General features: G+C 53.5%; 23 protein-coding genes and 1 pseudogene. 12 read left to right on the top strand and 12 right to left on the bottom strand.

What is annotated here, in order from left to right; translation table 11 throughout:
* Positions 1 to 5: 5 nt before the first annotated feature.
* The 7 genes from ACQE3Z_RS10985 to flgB all read right to left on the bottom strand — a co-directional run bounded on the left by ACQE3Z_RS10985 (position 6) and on the right by flgB (position 5,159).
* Complete coding sequence (locus ACQE3Z_RS10985; RefSeq protein WP_426973820.1) at positions 6 to 761, bottom strand: flagellar basal body L-ring protein FlgH; 756 nt, start codon at positions 759 to 761, stop codon at positions 6 to 8.
* 69 nt (positions 762 to 830) lie between these two features.
* Positions 831 to 1,613, bottom strand: a complete 783-nt coding sequence (flgG, locus tag ACQE3Z_RS10980; protein WP_426973819.1) for a flagellar basal-body rod protein FlgG — start codon at positions 1,611 to 1,613, stop codon at positions 831 to 833.
* Positions 1,614 to 1,635: 22 nt separating this feature from the next.
* Positions 1,636 to 2,385 (bottom strand): flagellar basal body rod protein FlgF, encoded by a 750-nt coding sequence (locus ACQE3Z_RS10975; protein ID WP_426973818.1) that lies wholly within the window; start codon positions 2,383 to 2,385, stop codon positions 1,636 to 1,638.
* 12 nt (positions 2,386 to 2,397) lie between these two features.
* Positions 2,398 to 3,621, bottom strand: a complete 1,224-nt coding sequence (gene flgE, locus ACQE3Z_RS10970; RefSeq protein WP_426973817.1) for a flagellar hook protein FlgE — start codon at positions 3,619 to 3,621, stop codon at positions 2,398 to 2,400.
* A gap of 43 nt (positions 3,622 to 3,664) precedes the next feature.
* Positions 3,665 to 4,324 (bottom strand): flagellar hook assembly protein FlgD, encoded by a 660-nt coding sequence (locus ACQE3Z_RS10965; RefSeq protein WP_426973816.1) that lies wholly within the window; start codon positions 4,322 to 4,324, stop codon positions 3,665 to 3,667.
* A gap of 11 nt (positions 4,325 to 4,335) precedes the next feature.
* Positions 4,336 to 4,740 (bottom strand): flagellar basal body rod protein FlgC, encoded by a 405-nt coding sequence (gene flgC, locus ACQE3Z_RS10960; RefSeq protein ID WP_250651311.1) that lies wholly within the window; start codon positions 4,738 to 4,740, stop codon positions 4,336 to 4,338.
* Positions 4,741 to 4,745: 5 nt separating this feature from the next.
* Positions 4,746 to 5,159: a flagellar basal body rod protein FlgB gene (gene flgB / locus ACQE3Z_RS10955; protein WP_426973815.1), complete on the bottom strand. Its 414-nt coding sequence runs from the start codon at positions 5,157 to 5,159 to the stop codon at positions 4,746 to 4,748.
* Between the two features lie 254 nt (positions 5,160 to 5,413).
* Here flgB and flgA point away from each other — a divergent pair, with 254 nt between their 5' ends.
* The 6 genes from flgA (at position 5,414) to lldD (ending at position 10,879) form a co-directional block, all read left to right on the top strand.
* Complete coding sequence (gene flgA / locus ACQE3Z_RS10950) at positions 5,414 to 6,103, top strand: flagellar basal body P-ring formation chaperone FlgA (RefSeq protein WP_426973814.1); 690 nt, start codon at positions 5,414 to 5,416, stop codon at positions 6,101 to 6,103.
* Positions 6,104 to 6,182: 79 nt separating this feature from the next.
* The gene (gene flgM / locus ACQE3Z_RS10945; RefSeq protein ID WP_426973813.1) at positions 6,183 to 6,479 is read left to right on the top strand and encodes a flagellar biosynthesis anti-sigma factor FlgM; all 297 of its coding nucleotides are present in this window, start codon (positions 6,183 to 6,185) and stop codon (positions 6,477 to 6,479) included.
* An 11-nt stretch (positions 6,480 to 6,490) separates the two neighbouring features.
* A complete protein-coding gene (locus ACQE3Z_RS10940; RefSeq protein WP_426973812.1) occupies positions 6,491 to 6,934 on the top strand; it encodes a flagella synthesis protein FlgN in 444 nt (147 codons plus the stop codon).
* Between the two features lie 342 nt (positions 6,935 to 7,276).
* A complete protein-coding gene (gene lldP / locus ACQE3Z_RS10935) occupies positions 7,277 to 8,938 on the top strand; it encodes an L-lactate permease (RefSeq protein ID WP_426973811.1) in 1,662 nt (553 codons plus the stop codon).
* Complete coding sequence (gene lldR, locus ACQE3Z_RS10930; RefSeq protein WP_426973810.1) at positions 8,928 to 9,698, top strand: transcriptional regulator LldR; 771 nt, start codon at positions 8,928 to 8,930, stop codon at positions 9,696 to 9,698. The genes lldP and lldR overlap by 11 nt, the downstream gene beginning before the upstream one ends.
* Positions 9,695 to 10,879 (top strand): FMN-dependent L-lactate dehydrogenase LldD, encoded by a 1,185-nt coding sequence (lldD, locus tag ACQE3Z_RS10925; RefSeq protein WP_250651304.1) that lies wholly within the window; start codon positions 9,695 to 9,697, stop codon positions 10,877 to 10,879. Before lldR ends, lldD begins: the two co-directional genes overlap by 4 nt.
* Positions 10,880 to 10,942: 63 nt before the next feature.
* Here the strand turns inward: lldD and ACQE3Z_RS10920 are convergent, their stop codons facing one another.
* The 5 genes and pseudogenes from ACQE3Z_RS10920 to ACQE3Z_RS10900 all read right to left on the bottom strand — a co-directional run bounded on the left by ACQE3Z_RS10920 (position 10,943) and on the right by ACQE3Z_RS10900 (position 15,547).
* The gene (locus ACQE3Z_RS10920; protein WP_426973809.1) at positions 10,943 to 12,886 is read right to left on the bottom strand and encodes a methyl-accepting chemotaxis protein; all 1,944 of its coding nucleotides are present in this window, start codon (positions 12,884 to 12,886) and stop codon (positions 10,943 to 10,945) included.
* A 301-nt stretch (positions 12,887 to 13,187) separates the two neighbouring features.
* Positions 13,188 to 13,402: pseudogene (locus ACQE3Z_RS10915) on the bottom strand (bestrophin family ion channel); the annotation flags it as partial.
* 113 nt (positions 13,403 to 13,515) lie between these two features.
* Positions 13,516 to 14,256 (bottom strand): DNA replication protein DnaC, encoded by a 741-nt coding sequence (gene dnaC, locus ACQE3Z_RS10910; RefSeq protein ID WP_085069096.1) that lies wholly within the window; start codon positions 14,254 to 14,256, stop codon positions 13,516 to 13,518.
* On the bottom strand, positions 14,256 to 14,798 hold the full coding sequence (gene dnaT / locus ACQE3Z_RS10905) for a primosomal protein DnaT (protein WP_426973808.1): 543 nt from the start codon (positions 14,796 to 14,798) through the stop codon (positions 14,256 to 14,258). Before dnaT ends, dnaC begins: the two co-directional genes overlap by 1 nt.
* A 101-nt stretch (positions 14,799 to 14,899) precedes the next feature.
* Positions 14,900 to 15,547, bottom strand: coding sequence for a hypothetical protein (locus tag ACQE3Z_RS10900; protein WP_426973807.1), 648 nt, complete (start codon positions 15,545 to 15,547; stop codon positions 14,900 to 14,902).
* A 140-nt stretch (positions 15,548 to 15,687) separates the two neighbouring features.
* Between ACQE3Z_RS10900 and ACQE3Z_RS10895 the strand changes: the two genes are divergently transcribed.
* The 6 genes from ACQE3Z_RS10895 (at position 15,688) to ACQE3Z_RS10870 (ending at position 21,439) form a co-directional block, all read left to right on the top strand.
* Positions 15,688 to 16,254, top strand: coding sequence for a DNA-3-methyladenine glycosylase I (locus ACQE3Z_RS10895; RefSeq protein WP_426973806.1), 567 nt, complete (start codon positions 15,688 to 15,690; stop codon positions 16,252 to 16,254).
* Positions 16,255 to 16,360: 106 nt separating this feature from the next.
* Positions 16,361 to 17,023: an OmpA family lipoprotein gene (locus tag ACQE3Z_RS10890; protein ID WP_426973805.1), complete on the top strand. Its 663-nt coding sequence runs from the start codon at positions 16,361 to 16,363 to the stop codon at positions 17,021 to 17,023.
* A 138-nt stretch (positions 17,024 to 17,161) separates the two neighbouring features.
* Positions 17,162 to 18,187, top strand: coding sequence for a LacI family DNA-binding transcriptional regulator (locus ACQE3Z_RS10885; RefSeq protein WP_426973804.1), 1,026 nt, complete (start codon positions 17,162 to 17,164; stop codon positions 18,185 to 18,187).
* A 194-nt stretch (positions 18,188 to 18,381) separates the two neighbouring features.
* Positions 18,382 to 19,107: a sugar phosphate isomerase/epimerase family protein gene (locus ACQE3Z_RS10880; RefSeq protein WP_426973803.1), complete on the top strand. Its 726-nt coding sequence runs from the start codon at positions 18,382 to 18,384 to the stop codon at positions 19,105 to 19,107.
* 3 nt (positions 19,108 to 19,110) lie between these two features.
* Positions 19,111 to 20,070 (top strand): sugar kinase, encoded by a 960-nt coding sequence (locus tag ACQE3Z_RS10875; protein ID WP_426973802.1) that lies wholly within the window; start codon positions 19,111 to 19,113, stop codon positions 20,068 to 20,070.
* A gap of 82 nt (positions 20,071 to 20,152) precedes the next feature.
* A complete protein-coding gene (locus ACQE3Z_RS10870; protein ID WP_426973801.1) occupies positions 20,153 to 21,439 on the top strand; it encodes an MFS transporter in 1,287 nt (428 codons plus the stop codon).
* The last annotated feature ends 65 nt before the right edge of the window (positions 21,440 to 21,504 follow it).

Genomic DNA, 21,504 nt, shown 5'->3' with positions numbered 1-21,504 from the left:
GCCTGCTAAAAAGGAGAGAAGTTAAGGAACAGGCGCTGCAACCAGCCCATTTGTTGAGCCTCGTTGATGTAGCCGCTGCCGACATATTCAATCCGCGCATCAGCAACCTGCGAAGAGACCACCGTATTGCTGCCGCTGATAGTGCGGGGGTTCACTACGCCTGAAAAACGAATGAATTCAGTACCCTGATTAATGGCGATCTGTTTTTCGCCCACCACTCTCAGGTTGCCGTTTTCCAGCACCTGCTGCACGGTAACGGTAATGGTGCCGCTAAAGGTGTTTCTGGCGGCGGCTCCGCCTTTGCCTTTGAATTCGTTGCTGCCTTTAATAGCCGTTTCTGCACGGTCGCCGCCAAACAGGCCGCTCATAAAGCGCGGCATGGCGCTAAAGCCCAGTCCGGTAGAGCCATCTTTTGAGGCATTAGCAGAAGAGCTTTTGCTGGCACTCACGTTTTCTTTCAGCAAGATGGTTAGGGTATCGCCGATGTTACGCGGTCGACGATCTTCAAACAGGGGCTGGTAGCCGTAATTCATCGCCTGCCCAGCCTGAAATATCGATCCATTGACCGGTCCCGGCATCGTCTGCATCGGGCTGGCGCTGGTTATCCCATCAACCAAAGGTTTATGTGTTATATCCGCGCAGCCTGCCAGCAACGCGCCGGCGATAAACAGCGTTGGCAAGCGAGCTAAGCAGAGAAAGGCAGCACGGTGAGCGGCATCTTGCTGCGCCCCGGACGGCGAAAAGTCAGGCGGATTTATCATGATATTCACTACGTAAGAGCAGATAAAAAGGGCAGCGGCGGTAATGGCTGCAGCCCTGGTCCTTTATCGTCAGAGCTGCGCCAGGCGCTGTAGCATTTGATCGGAAGTGGTCACCGCCTTGCTGTTGATTTCATACGCGCGCTGTGTCTGGATCATATTGACCAGCTCTTCCGCTACGTTGACGTTTGAGGTTTCCACATAGCCCTGTTTCAGTGCGCCCGCACCGTTCATGCCCGGTGTGGTTTCATTCGGCGCGCCGGAAGACTGGGTTTCGCGATACAGATTTTCACCAATGCTCTCCAGTCCGGAATCATTGATAAAAGTTGCCAGCGTCAGCTGACCTACCTGCTGCGGCGCCGTTTGTCCTGCCTGGGTTACGCTGACCAGACCATCACTGCCTATGGTTAGCGTGCCTGCATCCTGCGGCAAGGTAATCGCTGGCTGAATGGGGTAACCATTTGAGGTGACCAGTTGCCCGTTCTGATCGATCTGAAACGCACCGTCGCGGGTATAGGCCGTGGTGCCATCCGGCATCAACACCTGAAAGAAACCCTGTCCGCTGATAGCGACATCTTTCGCATTACTGGTTTGCGTCATTCCGCCCTGGCTATGAATTCGTTCCGTCGCCACCGGGCGTACGCCGGTGCCAATTTGCAAACCAGAAGGGATGGTAGTCTGCTCTGAAGACTGAGCACCCGGCTGACGCAGGGTCTGATAAAGTAAATCTTCAAATACCGCACGCTGGCGTTTAAAGCCGTTGGTGCTCACGTTGGCCAGGTTGTTGGTAATCACATCCATATTGGTCTGCTGCGCTTCCAGACCGGTTTTGGCAATCCATAAGGCGTGCATCATGACGGGCTTCTCCTTGCCTTTATTAACTTACGCTAAGCAGTTGGTTGGCATTTTTTTCGTTATCGTCGACGGCTGAGATCACTTTCATCTGCATATCAAAACCGCGTGCCGTGGCGATCATATCCACCATCGCTTTTACCGGGCTGACATTGCTGCTCTCAAGCGCGCCGGGCATCAGCCTCAGCGCCGGGTCGGCAGGCAAGATCGGGTTTTCATCCACGGTGGGATCGACATGAAACAGGCTGTCATCGCCGTGGCGTAGCAGATAAGGCTGCGCCGTAACCATTTTCAGACGCCCAATCTGGGCCAGTGCGGTTGGCTCATCACCTGCCCCTAAGGCGGTGACAGAACCGTCCGGCGCAATAGTGACCTGTGCCTGCGGCGGAATTTCGAGCGGCCCACCGTCGCCCATCAACGGGTAGCCTTTAACGCGCAGCTGCCCTTCGCTGTCGGCTTCAATATTACCGTCGCGCGTATAGGCTTCGCTGCCGTCCGGAAGCTGAACCGCCAGCCAGCCGTTTTGCGGCATCGCTACGTCCAGGCTGCGACCGGTCTGATTAATCGATCCCATGGTGTAGTCGTTATAGGGCGTGGATTCAGTGGAGAGTACGCGCGTCGCATCCCCAGGACCGTTAACCGGTACCGCACGATAAGCCGTTAGCTGAGCACGAAAGCCGTTAGTAGAGACATTCGCCAGGTTATTGGCCGTTACCGCCTGACGATTTAACGCGGCGTTCGCCGCGCCCATTGCGGTGTAAATTGCACGATCCATGTCAGTCCGCCATTAGCCAAGATTAACCAACGTCTGTAACAATTCAGACTGCGTTTTAATCGTCTGCGAGTTAGACTGATAGTTGCGCTGGAAAATGATCATATTGACCATCTCCTGGCTCAGATCGACATTGGATGCCTCGACCTTATTGCCATACAGGTTGCCCAGGTTGCCGCTGCCGGCGATGCCCACAACCGGCTGGCCTGAGGCCGGCGTTTCGGTCCAGGCGTTATTGCCGCTTGAGGCCAGGCCTCCAGCATTAGTAAAGTTCGCCAGCACTACCTGTCCTAACAGCTGCTGTTGACCATTGCTGTAAGAGGCGATGATTTGACCGCTGTCGCCCACGATAAAGCCATTCATCATGCCCGGCGCATAGCCAGTGGTGCTCGGACTTTCCATGGCCGTCTCGGTGGCCTGCTGGGTCATGCCGGTCATATCCAGCTCGAATTCCAGGGCTTCCGCACCGTTATAAGCTGCACCGGCAATCGGTACCCTCGCCGGATTGGTCGTCAGCTGGCCGGCACTGTCAAAGGCGATATCCATCTGCTGATACTGTGCTTTGCCCGCTTCATCAACCACCGGCGCGGTGGTATCACTGGTATAAATTTTCCATTGATTATTAGCCGTTTTAACGAAGTAAACGTTAATGGTATGGCGGTTACCCAGGCTGTCGTAGGCGTCAACCTGACTGACTGAGTTGTAACTGTTGCTGTCTTTTGGATCGAACGCGATTTCCGGGTCGATAATTTTCGCGCCAGAATCAAGATTCCCTTTCATCGCGCCGCTGTCAGAGGCGCGCGCTGGCATCTGACCGGTTGGGATCTGGATCGGGCCAATCGCCGCACCCGGCTGGATGGTCGGCGGCGTTCCGCTGGCCTGATAACCGGTTAACTGCATGCCCGTATCATTGACGATGTAACCATTTTCATTGGTTTTGAACTGGCCGTTGCGGCTATAAAACACCTGACCGGCCTCGCTCACCAAACGAAAGAAACCGTTTCCCTGAATACCCATATCCAGACTGCCGGTGCCCTGTCCCAGCACACCGTCGCTAAAATTCTGCCTGACGCCGGAAACCTGCACGCCCATACCGATTTGCGAACCGGCAAAAACATCGGCAAATGAGATAGAACCCGATTTAAAGCCGATGGTCTGAGAGTTGGCAATATTATTACCAACAACATCTAAAGCTTGTGAAGCCGCATTCAGTCCGCTAAGACCCTGTGAAAAACTCATACTTAACCTTCCTGGTCGCTAACATTCAACGCTGAAATAGTCATTACTCAATCAAATAAACTTCGCCCAAAGTGGCGCTGCCGCCCAGTCCCAGCTGCAATACCGCACCGGACAAGGTAAAGGAGACGCTTTCTACTTTGGCGTGTTTTAATGAGATAATTTTTGGAGTAGAACCATCCTGATTGGCAGCGGTATAGGAGACTTTATAGATCTCTTTGCCATCAAATCCCGGCTCAGACGGCTGGAAACCGCTTAAATCTTCAAGGGTAAATTTATGCACACCCGCTTCGACATCTTTTAAGTCGGCGGTGTAGACGTTGCCGGACTGGTCGGTTAAGACCACGCTGACTTTATCGACATCATTGTTGACGGAAAAAGCAAAAGTATCGTCCTTAGAGGCGACGCTACTGTCCCCTTCAACATAGATGCCGCGTCCTACCCACTGAGCCGCGTTCATCTGCTGCATACTGTTTACCAGCGTACCGACATTACCGAGCGTACTGTTCAACTGTTGAACGCCTGCAGCGGTATTAAACTGCGCCATCAGCGAAGTAAGCTGATTGTTATCCATCGGATTGGTAGGATCCTGGTTCTGCATCTGCGCAACGAGAAGATTCATAAAATTATTAGTAATATCCTCGATGCTTGAACCATTGCTACTGCTGGGGGCGTTATAGGTACTGGTTACCGGCGAAACGGCCATTTCAACTCTCCTTATTGACCTAACGTCAGCGTTTTAAGCATCATCGCCTTGGCCGTATTCATGACTTCCACGTTGGCCTGATAACTGCGCGAAGCAGAAATGGTATTCACCATTTCGCCCACTACGTTGACATTCGGCATATGCACATAGCCTTTGGCATCTGCCAGCGGATTGCCCGGCTCATAGACCAGACGATCCGGCGCATCGCTTTCAATCACGTCGCTCACCTTTACACCGCCAATTTCCTGGCCAGGCGCCTGATTAACGTGAAAAACAACCTGACGCGCGCGATAAGGCTGACCATCCGGGCCGGCCAGACTATCGGCATTCGCCATATTACTGGCACTGACATTTAGCCTTTTTGACTGCGCCGTCATTGCAGAACCTGAAATATCAAATATGCTGAATAAAGACATAACAATTACCCCTGTGAGATAACACTCATCATCCCTTTAATTTGAGATCCGAGAAGGGTTAAACTGGTTTGATATTTGATGTTGTTATCCACGAAGTTAACGCGTTCACGATCCATATCAACGGTATTGCCATCGGCGCCAGGCTGATCGGGAATGCGATATAATAATTCGTTCCGATTATGCACAGGCGCAGCTGCTGGAATATGTCCTTTTTCCGTCAGGCTAAGGGTTAAAGCGTGCGCCTGATGGCGTTCTTGTACCACAGCCTTTTTAAGCTGCTGAGAAAAATCGATATCCCTGGCTAAATAACCCGGCGTATCGGCGTTAGCGATATTTGATGCTAAAATATCCTGCCTGCGGGTCAGTAAATTCAATGCTTCCTGCTGAAAATATAATGCCTTATCGAGTTTATCCATCATGGAAAGAGTGCCCTTATTTGCTACATAGGGATTAACGCAGAGACTATAAGGTGAATCAGAAATAATCTATACTGCGAAAACAAGACAAATCTCTATCCATTTTATGAAATGATATAAATATCGCCTCAATATTTTTAATAAGCGGCAAAAGCGACATTATTTAGCGCATTAACTTACTTCAGGATAGCGTTACACTACCTTTCCGTAAAACAAGTAAATCACTTTAATCTGATTTCTTTCGCTGCTGGTTGCGTATGAAAAAAACACGTCATATTTGGCGAAGCATAGTATTAACTTTATTTTGTATATTATTTACGTTTGCAGCACAGGCTGATAATAATACGCTAACAGAGAAAATTAATGCATTAGTGAATGACGCATCAAAAAATATAGCAGCCAATGTCACGCGCCATGTAATTTTATTAACCTCTTCTGAAAAATTAGCTGCGCTGTGTGCCGATCCATATCTTTCTTTGAGCGGTAATCAGCGTCTGACCGGCCAGAGAACGGTCATTGCCCGCTGCGGCAATAAAAAGCATTTTCTTCAGGTGCGGATAGAAGCAGAAGGCAGCTGGTGGGTTGCGGCAAGGGATTTAAAAAAAGGCAGTATGCTTGGCCCTGAAGATATCATTCAGCGCAGCGGATCGTTGACGAATTTACCCGCAGATCTCGTTATGCAGCCCAGCGCTCTTCAGGGCGCGGTCTTAACCCGCCCTGTGCGTACCGGCCAGCCGTTAACGAAAAATCAGCTGCGTAAAAGCTGGCGTATCAATCGCGGCGAAGAAACAGACGTGATCGCTTATGGCAACGGCTTTCATATTATGGCCAGAGGAAAAGCGCTTGATAATGCCGCAGTTAACGATCCTGTGCGGGTGCGTATGAAAAGTGGTCAACTGGTAACGGGTAGCGTTAATCACGACGGTAGCGTACGGATAAATTTGTAATTTCATCTTTAGGTATCCGTAAAAACACCGATATTATTAGTAACGCAAAAGGTAAACATCCAGGTTTCGGAGAAAAAATATGAGCATTAACCATACGCTGAAAACGCAACCTGTTACGCCAACCCATGTTCAGCAGGAAGTAAAGCTCGCTCAACGGAATCCGGCTAACAGCGCACCAAAAGAAAATGCCCCGTCTGAAAAAGGCACTGATGTCAAACTCAGCGCCTTAACACAGCAGATCAAAGTCGATGACTCGCGCGATATCAATCTGGATCGCGTCGAAAAAATTAAAGATGCGATTCGTAACGGCGAACTAAAAATGGATTACGAAAAAATTGCTCAGGCGCTGATGCAAAATATTCTCGACGATCGATAAAAGAAACAACGATGCAAACCTTACAGACGACGCTGATTAAACTGCAGGATACGCTTAATGAACTGGACGCAGTGCTGACCGAGGAAATTAAGCAGTTAAGCCACGCTCAGGTTAATGCTGTTGCGCTGCAACAGCTCTCTGATATCAAAAGCAGCCTGTTGGCTACGCTGGCGTGGCATGATGAACAAAGAAAGCAGACAGAAAAAGATCTACAGCTGCAGGCACCCTATGAGCAACAGCCGACGCTGATGGGCCACTGGAACAGGATATTGCAGTCAACCCAAAAAGCACGAGACATGAATCTGCAAGCCAGCCATTTGCTTGATATTCACATGAAGAAAGTGCAAAGCGTCAGCAAAATTTTGAATAAATCCGCCGCGTCGCCCGGGCTGTATACCGCAGGTGGACAGTCCGAAAATAACGGAAAAGCGCGCGCTTACAATATCACTATATAAAAACAATATGACTCTCTTGTGTGACTTGCCAGCTTTCTGACCAGAAAGCTTTTTTTTTGCTATCAAAAATTCAGCAGATCCTAACGGCGGCAGGAAAACTTTCCTTGCCGCTTTTTTATGCCTGCAAATTGGTCCTACCAAAACCAGCTGTTTGTGACTTTTCTTCCATCATTAAATTAAAGCGTTAAGCAAAGATTGCATTCTGTTCACCGCGAGATAAACAATAATTTAACATCTCTATCCCTTTTGGTCAGACCAGCAGCGGGTTATGCCCTGTCTGACGGCGGTATCGCTTTCCGCCGTATCGGATAACAAGGCGTAACGCTCAGGAGAACCGTAAGCATGCAAACATGGCAGCAACTTTACGATCCGCTGGATAATATTTGGCTATCAAGCCTGATTGCCGCGCTTCCCATTCTGTTTTTCTTTTTCGCCCTAACGCGGCTGCGGCTAAAAGGCTATATCGCCGGCACCATTACCGTATTGATCGCGCTGGCTGTTGCCCTGCTGTTTTATCGTATGCCGCTCGATAGGGCGATGGCTTCCGCCGTTTACGGCTTTCTCTACGGTCTCTGGCCTATCGCCTGGATTATTGTTGCTGCCGTTTTTGTTTATAAAATCACGGTGAAAACCGGCCAATTTGAAGTTATTCGTAACTCCATTCTTTCTATTACCGAAGATCAACGGTTGCAGATGCTGATCGTCGGCTTTGCTTTTGGATCTTTTCTGGAAGGGGCCGCAGGCTTCGGCGCGCCGGTGGCGATTACCGCCGCGCTGCTGGTCGGGCTGGGTTTTAAACCGGTTTATGCCGCCGGGCTGTGCCTGATTGTCAATACGGCACCGGTTGCCTTTGGCGCGATGGGTATTCCGATTATTGTCGCCGGGCAGGTCACTGGCATAGATGCGATGGCCATCAGCCAAATGGCCGGACGCCAGCTGCCGCTCCTGACGATGATTGTGCTGTTTTGGGTGATGGCAATTATGGATGGCTGGCGCGGCGTAAAAGAGACCTGGCCTGCGGTAATGGTCTCCGGCGGTTCTTTTGCTATCGCCCAGTATCTGACTTCTAACTTTCTGGGGCCGGAGCTGCCGGATGTGATTTCCGCTCTGGTCTCCCTGCTCTGTTTGACGCTGTTTTTGCGCGTCTGGAAGCCGGTACGCATTTTCCGCTTCGATAATCAGGAAAACGCGGCCGCTTCCGCACGCAGCGCTACCCGATACAGCGCGGCGCAGATTACCCGTGCCTGGATGCCGTTCCTGTTTTTAACCATTACCGTCACGTTGTGGAGTATCCCGCCGTTTAAGGCATTGTTTGCCTCCGGCGGTGCGTTTTACCACTGGGTTTTTACCTTCGCCGTGCCGTTCCTGGATCAACTGGTAATTAAGGTGCCGCCGGTGGTCGACGCCGCCACGCCTTATGCCGCCATCTACAAATTCGACTGGTTCTCCGCTACCGGCACCGCAATCTTTATCGCTGCGCTGCTGTCGATTATCTGGTTAAAAATGCGTCCCGCTCAGGCGGTGAGCGCCTTTACCGAGACGCTGCGCGAGCTGGCATTGCCAATTTATTCTATCGGCGCGGTGCTGGCCTTTGCTTTTGTCTCCAACTATTCGGGCCTCTCCACCACCCTGGCGCTGGCGCTGGCGCATACCGGCAACGCGTTTACCTTTTTTTCACCTTTCCTTGGCTGGCTGGGGGTTTTTCTTACCGGTTCTGATACCTCTTCCAATGCACTGTTTGCCGCGCTACAGGCCACGACCGCCCAACAAATTGGCGTGCCTGAAGTGCTGCTGGTCGCTGCCAATACCACCGGCGGCGTTACCGGCAAAATGATTTCGCCACAGTCGATCGCTATCGCCTGCGCGGCGGTTGGGCTGGTTGGTAAGGAGGCCGATCTCTTCCGCTTTACCGTCAAACACAGCCTGATTTTCACCTGTATTATCGGGGTGATAACTTCGCTACAGGCCTGGGTTTTCCCGTGGATGATCCCCGATGCCGGATGAAATAAGGCTGGCCGATCGGCTGGCAGAGCAGCTGCGTCAGTTTATCGCCGAGCAGGGTTTACAGCCCGGTGCGAGACTGCCTGCAGAGCGGCAGCTGGCGCAGCAGCTGGCGGTTTCGCGCTCTTCGCTGCGTGAAGGGCTACAAAAGTTGATCAGCGAAGGTGTGCTGATGAGCCGACGCGGCGGCGGCAATTTTGTGGCGGCTCAGCGCGACGACTGGCCCTCTGTCCGGCTGGTGATGCCGCTCAGTACGTTGTTGGCTGACGATCCAGGTTATCGCTACGACGTACTGGAAGCGCGGATTGCGATTGAGTCCAGCACCGCCTGGCATGCGGCACGGCGCGCCACACCGGAAGATAAGGCGCATATTCAGCGCTGCTGCCAAATGATGCTGCAGGTCAGCGACCGTGACGATCCTGACCTGGCTGCCCATTCCGACGTACGTTTTCATCTGGCGATCGCTGAAGCATCGCATAACCTGGTGCTGTTGCAGGCGATGCGCGGCCTGTTTGATCTGCTGCAGTCATCAGTCATGCAGAGCCGCCAGCGGATGTATACCGCGCCGGAGATTTTCCGTCAGCTGGCAGTGCAGCATGAAGCGATCTGTCAGGCCATCGTGACAGGCGACGCCGACCGCGCGCGCAGCGTCACTATCCACCATCTTGAATTTGTCGACGCCACCATGCGTAACCTGCATGAAGAAGAGGCGCGACGGGCGCGCAGTATGCGCATTCCGGACAGTAAGCGAGGACAACCGTGATTATCTCATCAGCAAAAGATTACCGTGCCGCCGCCAGGGCTAAAGTACCGCCCTTTCTGTTTCATTACGCTGACGGCGGCGCCTATGACGAATATACCATGCGCCGCAACAGCGAAGATCTGGCGCAAATTGCGCTGCGCCAGCGGATTTTACGCAATATGTCTTCGCTGAGCCTGGAGACCCAGCTTTTTGGCGAAACCCTGTCGATGCCGGTGGCGCTGGCACCGGTAGGGTTGTGCGGCATGTATGCGCGACGAGGTGAAGTACAGGCCGCCAGGGCAGCCGATAAAAAAGGCATTCCCTTTACGCTTTCCACCGTATCTCTCTGCCCGATAGAGGAGGTTGCCCCGGCTATCCAGCGTCCGATGTGGTTCCAGCTTTATGTGCTGCGCGATCGCGGTTTTATGCGCAATGCGCTGGAACGGGCGCAGGCGGCGGGCTGCTCGACGCTGGTATTTACCGTGGATATGCCGGTGCCAGGCGCACGCTATCGCGATGCTCATTCCGGCATGAGCGGTCCAAATGCGGCCATACGTCGCTATATTCAGTCGGCGCTCTATCCGCAATGGGCATGGGATGTCGGGCTGCATGGTCGCCCGCACGATCTGGGCAATATCTCCGCCTATCGCGGCGAACCAACCAAACTGGAAGATTATATTGGCTGGCTGGGCAACAATTTTGACCCGTCGATCTCCTGGCGCGACCTGGAATGGATCCGTGATTTCTGGAAAGGCCCAATGGTGATTAAAGGCATTCTCGATCCGGAAGATGCGCGTGATGCGGTGCGCTTCGGCGCGGATGGCATTGTGGTTTCTAACCACGGCGGACGCCAGCTGGACGGGGTGCTCTCTTCCGCACGAGCGTTGCCAGCCATAGCGGATGCGGTGAAGGGCGAGCTGGCGATTCTGGCCGATGGCGGCGTGCGCAGCGGACTGGATGTGGTACGCATGATCGCGCTGGGCGCGGATACGGTTCTGCTGGGCAGAGCCTTTCTCTATGCGCTGGCGGCAGCGGGCGAAGCAGGCGTGACTAACCTGCTGAATCTGGTTGAAAAAGAGATGCGTGTGGCAATGACCTTAACCGGCGCGCGCTCAATTGCAGAAATCACGCGCGAATCGCTGGTGCAGGCAGTCTCGCCGATGCAGCCGGATGCGCTGGCAAAAGCGGTGGCCAACGGCTAAAGGCGTGATGCCGGAGCCGCCAGCCACAAACGTAAAAGCTCCGCCCTCGGGCGGAGCCTGCAATCAGAACTGCTCCCAACCGCCTGCGGCAGCGGGCGCGGCCTGCTTTTTCGCAGCGACAACGTAGCGTGATTCCTGGGCTACAGCACTACGTGCGGCAACACTCTGCGGGGCCGTTTTGAACACGGCCACCGTCTGTTCCAGCTGCCTCGCCTGTTCTTCCAGCGAAGAGGCCGCAGCGGAAGACTCTTCCACCAGTGCGGCGTTCTGCTGCGTTGTGGTATCCATTTCCGTCATCGCCTGACCGATCTGCGTAATCCCCCGGTTCTGTTCTTCAGAAGCGTGGGCGATTTCATGCATGATGCTGCTCACCTGTGAGACCGAACGGACAATATCTTCCATTGCCTGACCAGCGCTGCTCACCAGACGTGAACCGTTATTCACCTTTTCACCCGCCTGGTTAATCAACGCTTCGATTTCACGAGCCGCCGTTGCACTGCGCTGAGCCAGGCTGCGTACTTCGCCCGCCACCACGGCAAAGCCGCGTCCCTGTTCACCGGCGCGCGCGGCTTCTACCGCTGCGTTCAGCGCCAGGATGTTGGTCTGGAAAGCGATTCCATTAATCACATTGATGATGTCGGCAATTTTGCGCGAGCTGGTGCTGATCTCATCCATCGTGATCACCACATCCTGCACGATTTTACCGCCACGTCCGGCATTCAGCGTAGCTTCCTGCGCCAGACTGCTGGCCTGATGCGCATTTTCCGCGTTCTGTTTCACGGTAGAAGTAAGCTGTTCCATACTGGCAGCCGTTTCTACCACCGCCGCCGACTGCTGCTCGGTACGTGAAGAGAGATCGATATTCCCGGCGGCGATTTCCGCCGAGGCGCGCGCCACGTTATCTACACCCTGACGCACCTGAACGATAATCTCTTTCAGGTTCTGGTTCATGCGGCCTACCGCCTGCATTAACTGGCCTGGCTCATCGCCTCGCTGCGTATCGATATGGGCAGTCAGATCGCCTGCGGCAATTTGGTTGGCTACCTGCAAGGTTTCACGTAACGGCTGGGTAATATTGCGCGTAATTCGCCAGGCGATAATTAACCCTGCGAGCACGCCCAGTATCGCCGCGCCATACATAATGGCATTGGCTTGCGTAATGGTGTTCGTCACATTCGCCATCTGTCCCTCGTAGAGATCGTTGACCGCAGCATTCAGTTTTCCTGCCGTGGCGGTCAACCCTGCGGACTCACTCTCCTGATGAGAAAAAGCAGTCTGATAACTATCCAGCGTTGCGCTCAGGCGCGCCGTATCCAGTATTAACCCGGCAACCCAGCTGGTTTCACCGCTGGTGAGATGGCTTTTCAGCAGCTCGGCACGCTGGGTTACCGCACTGAGCTTATTCACGATATTGGCCTTTTGCGCCTCATCAGGCTTAGCAATGAAGTCAGGCCAGGCTTTTAACGCATGCTGAATAGCACTTTCCAGACGAGAAGCCGCCAGTACGATGCCCGCATCGGTAGCCACCTGGCCAGATAGCGCTTCACTGCTGCGACCATAATCAGCCAGCGTATGAATGTTCATCTCTTTTAACAGCGCGCTACGCTGATTAACGGCGCTGACAAAACTGTCACGCTGCGTAAGGTAGTTTTCTATTACCTGTTTCATCATATCCAGCTTCGCTTTCCCTTCAGGGTGCCAGCTAAACTGGTAAAGCGACTGCCCCAGCTGTTTTACCTGCTGTAAAGCCTGAGTATTCTCAGTACTGTAGCGGCTTTCGCCGGTATATTGATAAAGCGTGCGGTTAAGGCGAGCCACATTAAGCTGCTGCACCATGTTTACGATAATTTGCTGTTTTTGCGCATCCGTCTGGATATTGTCAAAGCCTTTAATACCGGCTCCCGCAATCCCAACCATGATCAATAGCACCAGAATAAAACCAGATGTGAGTTTCTTACCCACGCTCACATTATTAAAACCTGCCACCAACGCCGCCAAACCGCTCATAGCTCACCTTTATGTTAAAAACTGGGACGATGTAGGGTTATCGACTTGGTTAAGCCACGCTTTAGGAAATTTACCAATATAAAGTGAGGTTTTGAGCAAAGAGAGGCCATCAACAGGAGATGAAGCGTTTAATTTCACTTATTGCCGCCAGAAAAGGGCAGTCAGGATAAAAAAGTAAAGTCACTGAATTGTTAAATATAAATAATAAATTTTATAAATAAATATCTTCTGGCATCCCACTGACCTGGCTGTAATGGTGGTCGTCGGGCTGCCAGCAGAGAAGGCGGACAGCCAGATAAAGTTATGTCAGTACACAGTTTGCATCCGGGCGTATCTTTCTGGTCCAGGCCGATCGAGCATTTCACACAGAATAATTTCAATGCCGTTACACAGCGCGCTAAGCGGCAAATCATTAGCCGAAGTGCCAAAGGGATCCTCCAGCTCCTCCGCCAGGGACTCCAGCGACAAAAAGGTAGAGGAGATAAATACCGATATCAGCGGCGTCAGATAATGCACCAGCACAAACGAGCGGTAGCCTGACAGGTGAGCGTCCGGTTTACAATAATTGACGAAGTTGGGGCAGCGCAGAAGAGGAAAAGCGCCCGCGCCGGTGTGCGCAGGCGTAAAGCTTAATATTCGTTGCCGGTAATACGCCCGCGATGACTATCCCAGTTGAAGTTCACCCACAGGCTTTGCCCCAGACGCATGCGGTCCATCACGCGCTCGCCCAGCAGCTTAACCATATTGCTGTGATCGAGGTTGGTCAGCATGCCGGTCGGCCGTTTGGAAGAGGAGCGACGATCAACGATCTGGTTGATAATGACCTTTTCATAGCGTGATTCCGTCTGCATCCCGATTTCATCAATCACCAGCAGATCCACGGTGCTGAAATCGTGCAGCAGATGTTCTTCGGTGCGGTCGCTGTCGCCGTTGAAGGTGCCTTTAATGATCGACATCAGGTCGGCGACCGTCACGATCAGCACGCTTTTACCGCGCAAAATCAGGTGGTTGCCAATCGCCGCGGCCAGATGGTTTTTCCCGGTGCCGGGACGGCCAGAAAACACAAAGCTGGCGATACTGTGATCAAACTCATCAGCATAACGGCGTGCCTGTTCCAGCGCTTTACGTTGCCCTTCGTTTTCTACCCGATAGTTATCGAACGAGCAGTTCATATGCAACTCGCGGATGCCGGATCGACCCAGAATACGCTGCATTTTCATCGCCCGATTTTCACGCGCAATCGCCTCCGAACGCTGGCGACCCTGCTCCTGATTCCAGGCCAACAGCTCTTCGCCGTTCTGGAATTTAGGCTTGATATGGGCCGGCATCATCCGTTGCAGACGGTTAAATAACTCAGCGGGCGTTTTCATTATTCACCTCGGAAACCATCAGGGATTGTGTGATCGGGTTCAGGCAGCTGATTAACATCGCGCTGCGCTCTGCTACCGTTAACTGCCCGGCTCTGCTGGACGCTACGCGCCAGTTTTTGCTGCCACTGCATATGATGGAAAGGACGTCCGTCAGCCTGCCACCAGGTGATAAAGGCGGCCAGCTCGGCGGGCGTAACCGGCTCGCTTAGCGCAATGCCCCAGATGGCGGCCTGGCGCTGAAAATCGGCGTCCGGTCGCCAGCCCGGGTACATCATAAACTTGCCGACCGGCACTGAAACCGGGTGCGTCAGCGTATCATTATAGAGCTGTTCATCCAGCGTCACATCACTTTGCGGCTGGCGTACCGCCGCTTCCAGCTCCAGAAGCTGTGCCAGCCGGTCAGGAGTTACCGCATACAGCACCGGCGCATTATTATCGAACACGGCAACCGCTCCCGCACCTGCAGCAGAAAGCGCGCCGATCGGATCCTGGCGAAACGCGTCGAGGCCAATGACAGTTGAGGTTAAAATCTTGACAGACATGGTGATTTCCGGATTCTGTTGCAGGCAAAACGTAACTGGCTGCCGTAGCCGCCAAAACAGGCGCTATTCTATCAAGTTTAGCGCCTGGAATCGCCTGTTGCTTAATACTGAGACTGCCAGGCGATGCCGATTTTTTCCTGTTTCACGTAGCGTAAATCCCAAAGGTAACGCAGGCTGGCAAGCAGACAAAAACTGTATCCCAGCAGTTCCGTACCCTCCTCCGCCATATTTTTTACCGTGCGGTTATAGCCGTCGAGCATCAGCGTTTCCCACAGTTCATGCATGCCAAACAAACGTGAAAAAATTAAAATTGTCAGTAGGCCCGCAGCCATCATATTCCAGCTGGGATGGTGGAGAAAATGAACCAGCCCTGAGAGCGTAGCGGAGGGATGCAGCACCGCTCGCCAGATGCAGATAAGCGCCACGGATAGCGCCGGCCAGATCCAGGTACCGTGGTGGATGCGATCAAACAGGAAATCCATTTCGCGGATCAGCATACAGGTAAAGAAGCCGCCAATCAGCAACAGGCTGTAGCGCAGATTTTTCTGCCTGAATGCCTGACCAAAGAACATCAGGGCAATCACCGCCAGCTGAATTTCCTGAAAAATTTCGGTAAACGACGTCTCATGCAGCGCGTCGTTCATCCAGTTTACATCAATAAAAACCAACCCCATCATCAACGCAAGAAAGATCGCACAGCCAAAAAAGCCAGCAAATTTTACAGCAATAATTTTTATATCGTCGGACATGAAATCTCCCTGGTAAAGATTAGCGCGCTGATTATATGCGTGCTAAATAACCATATTTCTCATTTCATGCGTTAAAATCGCCGGGCGGCAGCATGATAAGCTGCCAGTCTCGATCAGACTGACCAGACAGGAAGGGACAGATGCAACGATGTGGCTGGGTTTCAACCGATCCGCTTTATCAAACCTATCACGACCGCGAATGGGGCATTGCGCAAACCCAAAGCAGAATACTGTTTGAAATGCTCTGTCTGGAGGGTCAGCAGGCGGGGCTGTCATGGATTACGGTGCTGAAAAAACGAGAAAACTACCGCGCCGCCTTTTATCAGTTCGATCCGCATGCCGTGGCGTTAATGAACGAAAGCGATATCGATCGCCTGATGCAAAACAGCGGGCTGATTCGCCATCGCGCCAAGCTCAATGCCATCGTCACCAACGCGCGCGCTTATCTGGCAATGCAGGAAAACGGCGATGATTTCTCGCGTTTTATCTGGTCGTTTGTTGATGGGCAACCGCAAATCAACCATTTTGCCGATGGCGCCGCCGTTCCCGCCCAGACGCCGGTTTCGCTCGCCCTGTCGAAAGCGCTGAAAAAGCGCGGCTTTAAATTTGTCGGCTCCACCATCTGTTACGCCTTTATGCAGGCCTGCGGACTGGTTAATGACCATATAACGACCTGTTTCCGCCATCCTGATAACCAGCCGCGCTGAATCTTTACAAATCTGAGGAAATTCCTGGATATTTCCTGAAGCACTACGCGGCATAATGACCGCTTTAAGCGGGTGCGCTTGTTAGTTGGTTTTTACAGGATAGAAGATGAAAAAAAATATTATTGCCTTGTCACTGTTATTGAGCGGGGCCGTTGCCCTTTCCGGCTGTACCACTAACCCATACACCGGGGAGTCGCAGGCAGGGAAATCGGGTATCGGCGCAAGTATGGGGGCGCTGGTTGGCGCAGGCGTTGGCGTGCTCTCTTCGTCGAAAAAAGATCGCGGCAAAGGCGCGCTGATTGGCGCAGCTTCCGGCGCAGCGCTGGGTGGCGGCCTGGGTTACTATATGGATGTGCAGGAAGCCAAGCTGCGTGACAAAATGCGCGGCACCGGCGTTAGCGTAACGCGCAGCGGAGATACCATTATTCTGAATATGCCGAATAATGTCACCTTCGACAGCAGCAGCAGCACGCTGAAACCTGCGGGCGCGGAGACGCTGACCGGTGTTGCGATGGTACTGAAAGAGTATCCGAAAACCGCCGTTAACGTGGTTGGCTATACCGATAGCACCGGTACGCGCGCGCTGAATATGCGTCTGTCGCAGCAGCGTGCCGATAGCGTTGCCAGCGCGCTGATCCTGCAGGGCGTTGCCAGCAATCGTCTACGCACCGGCGGCATGGGCCCGGATAACCCAATCGCGTCCAACAGCACGGAAGAAGGCAAAGCGCAAAACCGTCGCGTTGAAATTACGCTTAGCCCGCTGTCATAACACAACTTCAGGGGGCAGGCAGGCCGCAGCCCCCTTTTATCTGTACGCTTTTTCCCTTTTTACCGTTCCTGTCCTGATGCTAACTCCCAACAGTAAGCTGTGTTAGTCTCTCATCGAATTCGCGGAGTGAAGAAAGAGATGAAGCAAAAGGCTATACGCGCCACCATTAGTGATGTTGCCCGGGTGGCAAAAACCGGCAAAACCAGCGTTTCCCGTTACCTCAACGGCGAGCAGCATGCGCTTTCGCCAGATCTGAAACAACGGATTGAGCAGGCGATCGCCGCGCTTAATTATCGCCCTAATCAAATGGCGCGCGGCCTGAAACGAGGGCGCACCCGTCTTATCGGGCTGATTATCGCCGATATTACCAATCCCTATTCAGTGGATGTGCTGTGCGGTATTGAGGCGGCCTGCCGCGCTCATGGCTTTACGCTGCTGGTTTGTAATACCAATAACGAAATCGATCAGGAACAACACTATTTGCAGCTGCTCAGCAGCTATCAGGTGGAAGGTATTGTGGTGAACGCCGTCGGGATGCGCGAAGATGCGCTGAATCGCCTACAGCAGTCGCTGCTGCCGATGGTGCTGATCGATCGCAAAATCCCTGATTTTTCCTGTGACGTGGTCGGGCTGGATAATGCCCAGGCGGCGACCGTTGCAACCGAGCATTTAGTGAAGAACGGCTACCGGGCGTTGCTGTTTCTCAGTGAGCCGCTTGGTCTGGTGAATACCCGTCTGGAGCGCCTGCAGGCGTTCCGCCAGGTTTGTGCGCGTCATACAACCATCATTAGTGAAAATGCAGAGGCAGTGCTCAGCGACGCCAGCGCCATGGATCGTATTATCAATGACTTTTACCAGCGCCATGCTCAACAGCCTGCGGCATTGCTGGTGGCTAACGGCGCGTTGACGCTGCAGGTAGCGCGCTCATTGCGACGGCTGGGCCTGAACTGGGGCCAGCAAATCGGCTTGCTGGGCTTTGACGAACTGGAGTGGGCTGAGCTGGCAGGCGACGGCATCACCACATTGAAACAGCCAACCTGGCAGATCGGCTATGCGGCGCTGGAGCGGGTGATCCAGCGTATTGAAGGCGAAGCCACAACTATTGAAGAGAAGACATTCAGCGGCGAGTTAGTGATTCGCGGCTCCAGCCGTGCTTTAGGTTAATTCATTTTTTACCCCCGCCAGCACAGCTTGTTGCGTCGGGAGCCCCCTTCTGTGACAAATCAGATGATTCGTGGAACAAAATAGCTTACATCGTGAGCGCGATCATAATTCCATACTTTCCAACTTTGCTTTGGAACCGGTTCCAATTAGCTTTTCTTTAGGCGGGTTCACATGCTGTAGCCCCGGAGGAAAAGATGAAACCAGAAATTATTGTCGTGACCGCTGCGTACGGTCATCAAAAAGTTACCGCGCTGGGTGGACAACTGGCGTTATTATCCATCATCGCTGAAGCGGGTGCTGACGGCGTAGAGATCCGGCGTGAACTTTTGGCGGAATCTGAGCTGCAAAGCCTGCCACAGCTGGCTGAAGCCGTTGCTGAACATCGGCTGAAAGCCTCTTATTCTGTTCCCGATGCGCTATTTGTCGAAGGTGGCAAGGTGAATCCACTGCTGGAACGCTATCTGCATGAGGCAGAGCAACTGCGCGCGCAGCGGCTGAAAGTGTCGCTGGGCCCTTATCAGCCGGGCACAGAGATTACGTTGCCTGTCAGCAATGTCAGCCTGGTGGTGGAAAACGATCAGACTGAATACGGTACGCTTGCGGCCATCGCGCCTTTCTTTGAGCAGCCGCATACCCATTTTGAGATGACTTTTGATATGGCCAACTGGCAGTGGACCGGTGATGATGCCATGGCCGCAGCGCGTCGGCTGGCACATTACGTCAGCTATATTCATGTGAAAGCGGCTGTACCTCATAACTGCAGCTGGCGTGCTATTGCACTCGACGATGCCGATAACAGCTGGCGAGAGTTGTTAAACCTGCTGCCCGGTAACGTACCGCGCGGTATCGAGTTTCCGCTCCAGGGTGACGATCTGGTGGCCGTGACGCGCCATTATGTTGACCTGCTGCGTGGGGAGTAAATCATGATTAACCAAAACCAACCGCAGGGCGCGCTGGATGTGGTGACCATCGGTGAAGCGATGGCGATGTTCGTGGCCAGAGAGACAGGCGATCTGGCTGCAGCGGAAACCTTTACCAAACGCATTGCCGGCGCGGAGCTTAACGTCGCTATCGGCCTGGCGCGTCTCGGTCTGAAAGTGGGCTGGGTAAGCCGGGTTGGCGATGATGCCTTTGGCCGCTTTGTTCATCAGCAGCTGGAAAAAGAGGGCATTGACCATCAGCGCGTTACCACGGATAAGCGCTATCCCACCGGCTTTCAACTGAAATCGAAAGTTGAGGATGGCTCCGACCCAATGGTGGAATATTTCCGTAAAGGCTCCGCCGCCAGCCATCTCTCTGTAGACGATTTCGACCGCGACTATTTTGGCGCAGCTCGTCATCTGCATTTAAGCGGCGTGGCGGCAGCCCTTTCCGCCAGCTCGCTGGCGCTGTTAAACCATACGGCGCAGGAGATGCGCGCCATGGGTAAAACCCTTTCTTTCGATCCTAACCTGCGTCCGGTGCTGTGGCCGAGCGAACAGGAGATGGTGAAACAGCTTAATCAGCTGGCCAGCTATGCCGACTGGGTATTGCCGGGCGAAAAAGAGGGCCTGATCCTCACTGGTTACCGCCAGCCAGAGGCGATCGCTGACTTTTATCTCGATAAAGGCGTCAAAGCGGTGATTATTAAAACCGGCGGCGACGGCGCCTGGTATAAAACCGCCTCGGGTGATAAAGCACAGGTTGCAGCCATTCGCGTCGAGAAAGTAGTGGATACGGTGGGCGCAGGCGACGGGTTTGCCGTTGGCGTGATCAGCGCGCTGCTGGAAGGCAAGCCGCTGCCGCAGGCTATCCGTCGCGGCAACAAGATTGGCTCGCTGGCTATCCAGGCGATCGGCGATAGCGAAGGTTTACCGACGCGTGCCGAGCTGGGCGACTACTGAGCGACAAACCCTACGACTCGTTATAACGATGCATGTCGATGACGCCGTCATCAGAATATGCGCCTCAACAGAGGATAAGCTCATGACCAAGCATACAATCGCGCCGAAACGCTGGTGGTATATCATCCCCATCATTTTTATCACCTACAGCCTGGCGTACCTCGATCGTGCAAACTTTAGCTTCGCCTCGGCAGCCGGTATTAATGAAGATTTAGGCATTACCAAGGGGATGTCCTCCCTGTTGGGCGCGCTGTTCTTCCTGGGCTACTTTTTCTTCCAGATCCCCGGCGCCGTGTACGCTGAACGTCGCAGCGTGAAAAAGCTGGTGTTCTGGTGCCTGATTCTGTGGGGGCTTTGTGCCTCGCTGACCGGTGTGGTGAGCAATATCCCGATGCTGGCGGCAATCCGCTTTACGCTGGGCGTGGTGGAAGCAGCAGTAATGCCAGCAATGCTGATTTATATCAGCAACTGGTTTACCAAGTCGGAGCGCTCGCGTGCTAACACCTTTTTGATCCTGGGTAATCCGGTGACCGTGCTGTGGATGTCGGTGGTCTCTGGCTATCTGATCAACGCCTTCGGCTGGCGCGAGATGTTTATTATTGAAGGGCTGCCGGCGGTGCTGTGGGCGGTGTGCTGGTGGTTTTTGGTGCAGGATAAACCCTCTCAGGCAAGCTGGCTGAGCGAAGAGGAAAAAGCTGCGCTACAGGAGCAACTGCGTAAAGAGCAGGAAGGGATCAAAGCGGTACGCAACTATCGTGAAGCGTTTAAATCGCGCAATGTGATTATCCTTTGTATGCAATATTTCGCCTGGAGCATCGGCGTGTATGGCTTTGTGCTGTGGCTGCCGTCAATTTTACGCAACGGTACCGAAATGGGCATGGTTGAAGCGGGCTGGCTCTCTGCCGTGCCATACCTGGCGGCGACGATTGCGATGATTGTGGTGTCGTGGGCTTCTGACCGGATGCAAAACCGTAAACTGTTCGTTTGGCCTTTGCTGCTGATCGGCGCGCTGGCATTCCTTGGCTCATGGCTGGTCGGCTCCAGTAACTTCTGGCTCTCTTACAGCCTGCTGGTGATTGCCGGTGCGGCAATGTATGCGCCTTACGGCCCCTTCTTCGCCATTATTCCTGAAATGCTGCCGCGTAACGTGGCGGGCGGCGCGATGGCGCTAATCAACAGCATGGGCGCGCTCGGTTCGTTTTTGGGTTCATGGATCGTCGGCTACCTTAACGGTGCAACCGGTAGCCCGGCGGCATCCTATATCTTCATGGGCGTGGCGCTGCTGGTGGCGGTATTCCTGACGTTGATCGTTAAACCGGCGGAGAACAAACGCTCCCCCTCGCCCGGGCGCACGGCCAGGCACGCCTGATTAGCCCGTGCGTAAAGGCCGGGCTCGCCCGGCCTCAAACCACCAATCAATCCTTTTCGTTTTAC

The organism is Pantoea sp. FN0307, from assembly GCF_050113815.1.
Classification (GTDB): Bacteria; Pseudomonadota; Gammaproteobacteria; order Enterobacterales; family Enterobacteriaceae; genus Mixta; species Mixta alhagi.
This window is presented reverse-complemented; position numbering and strand designations above follow the sequence as displayed.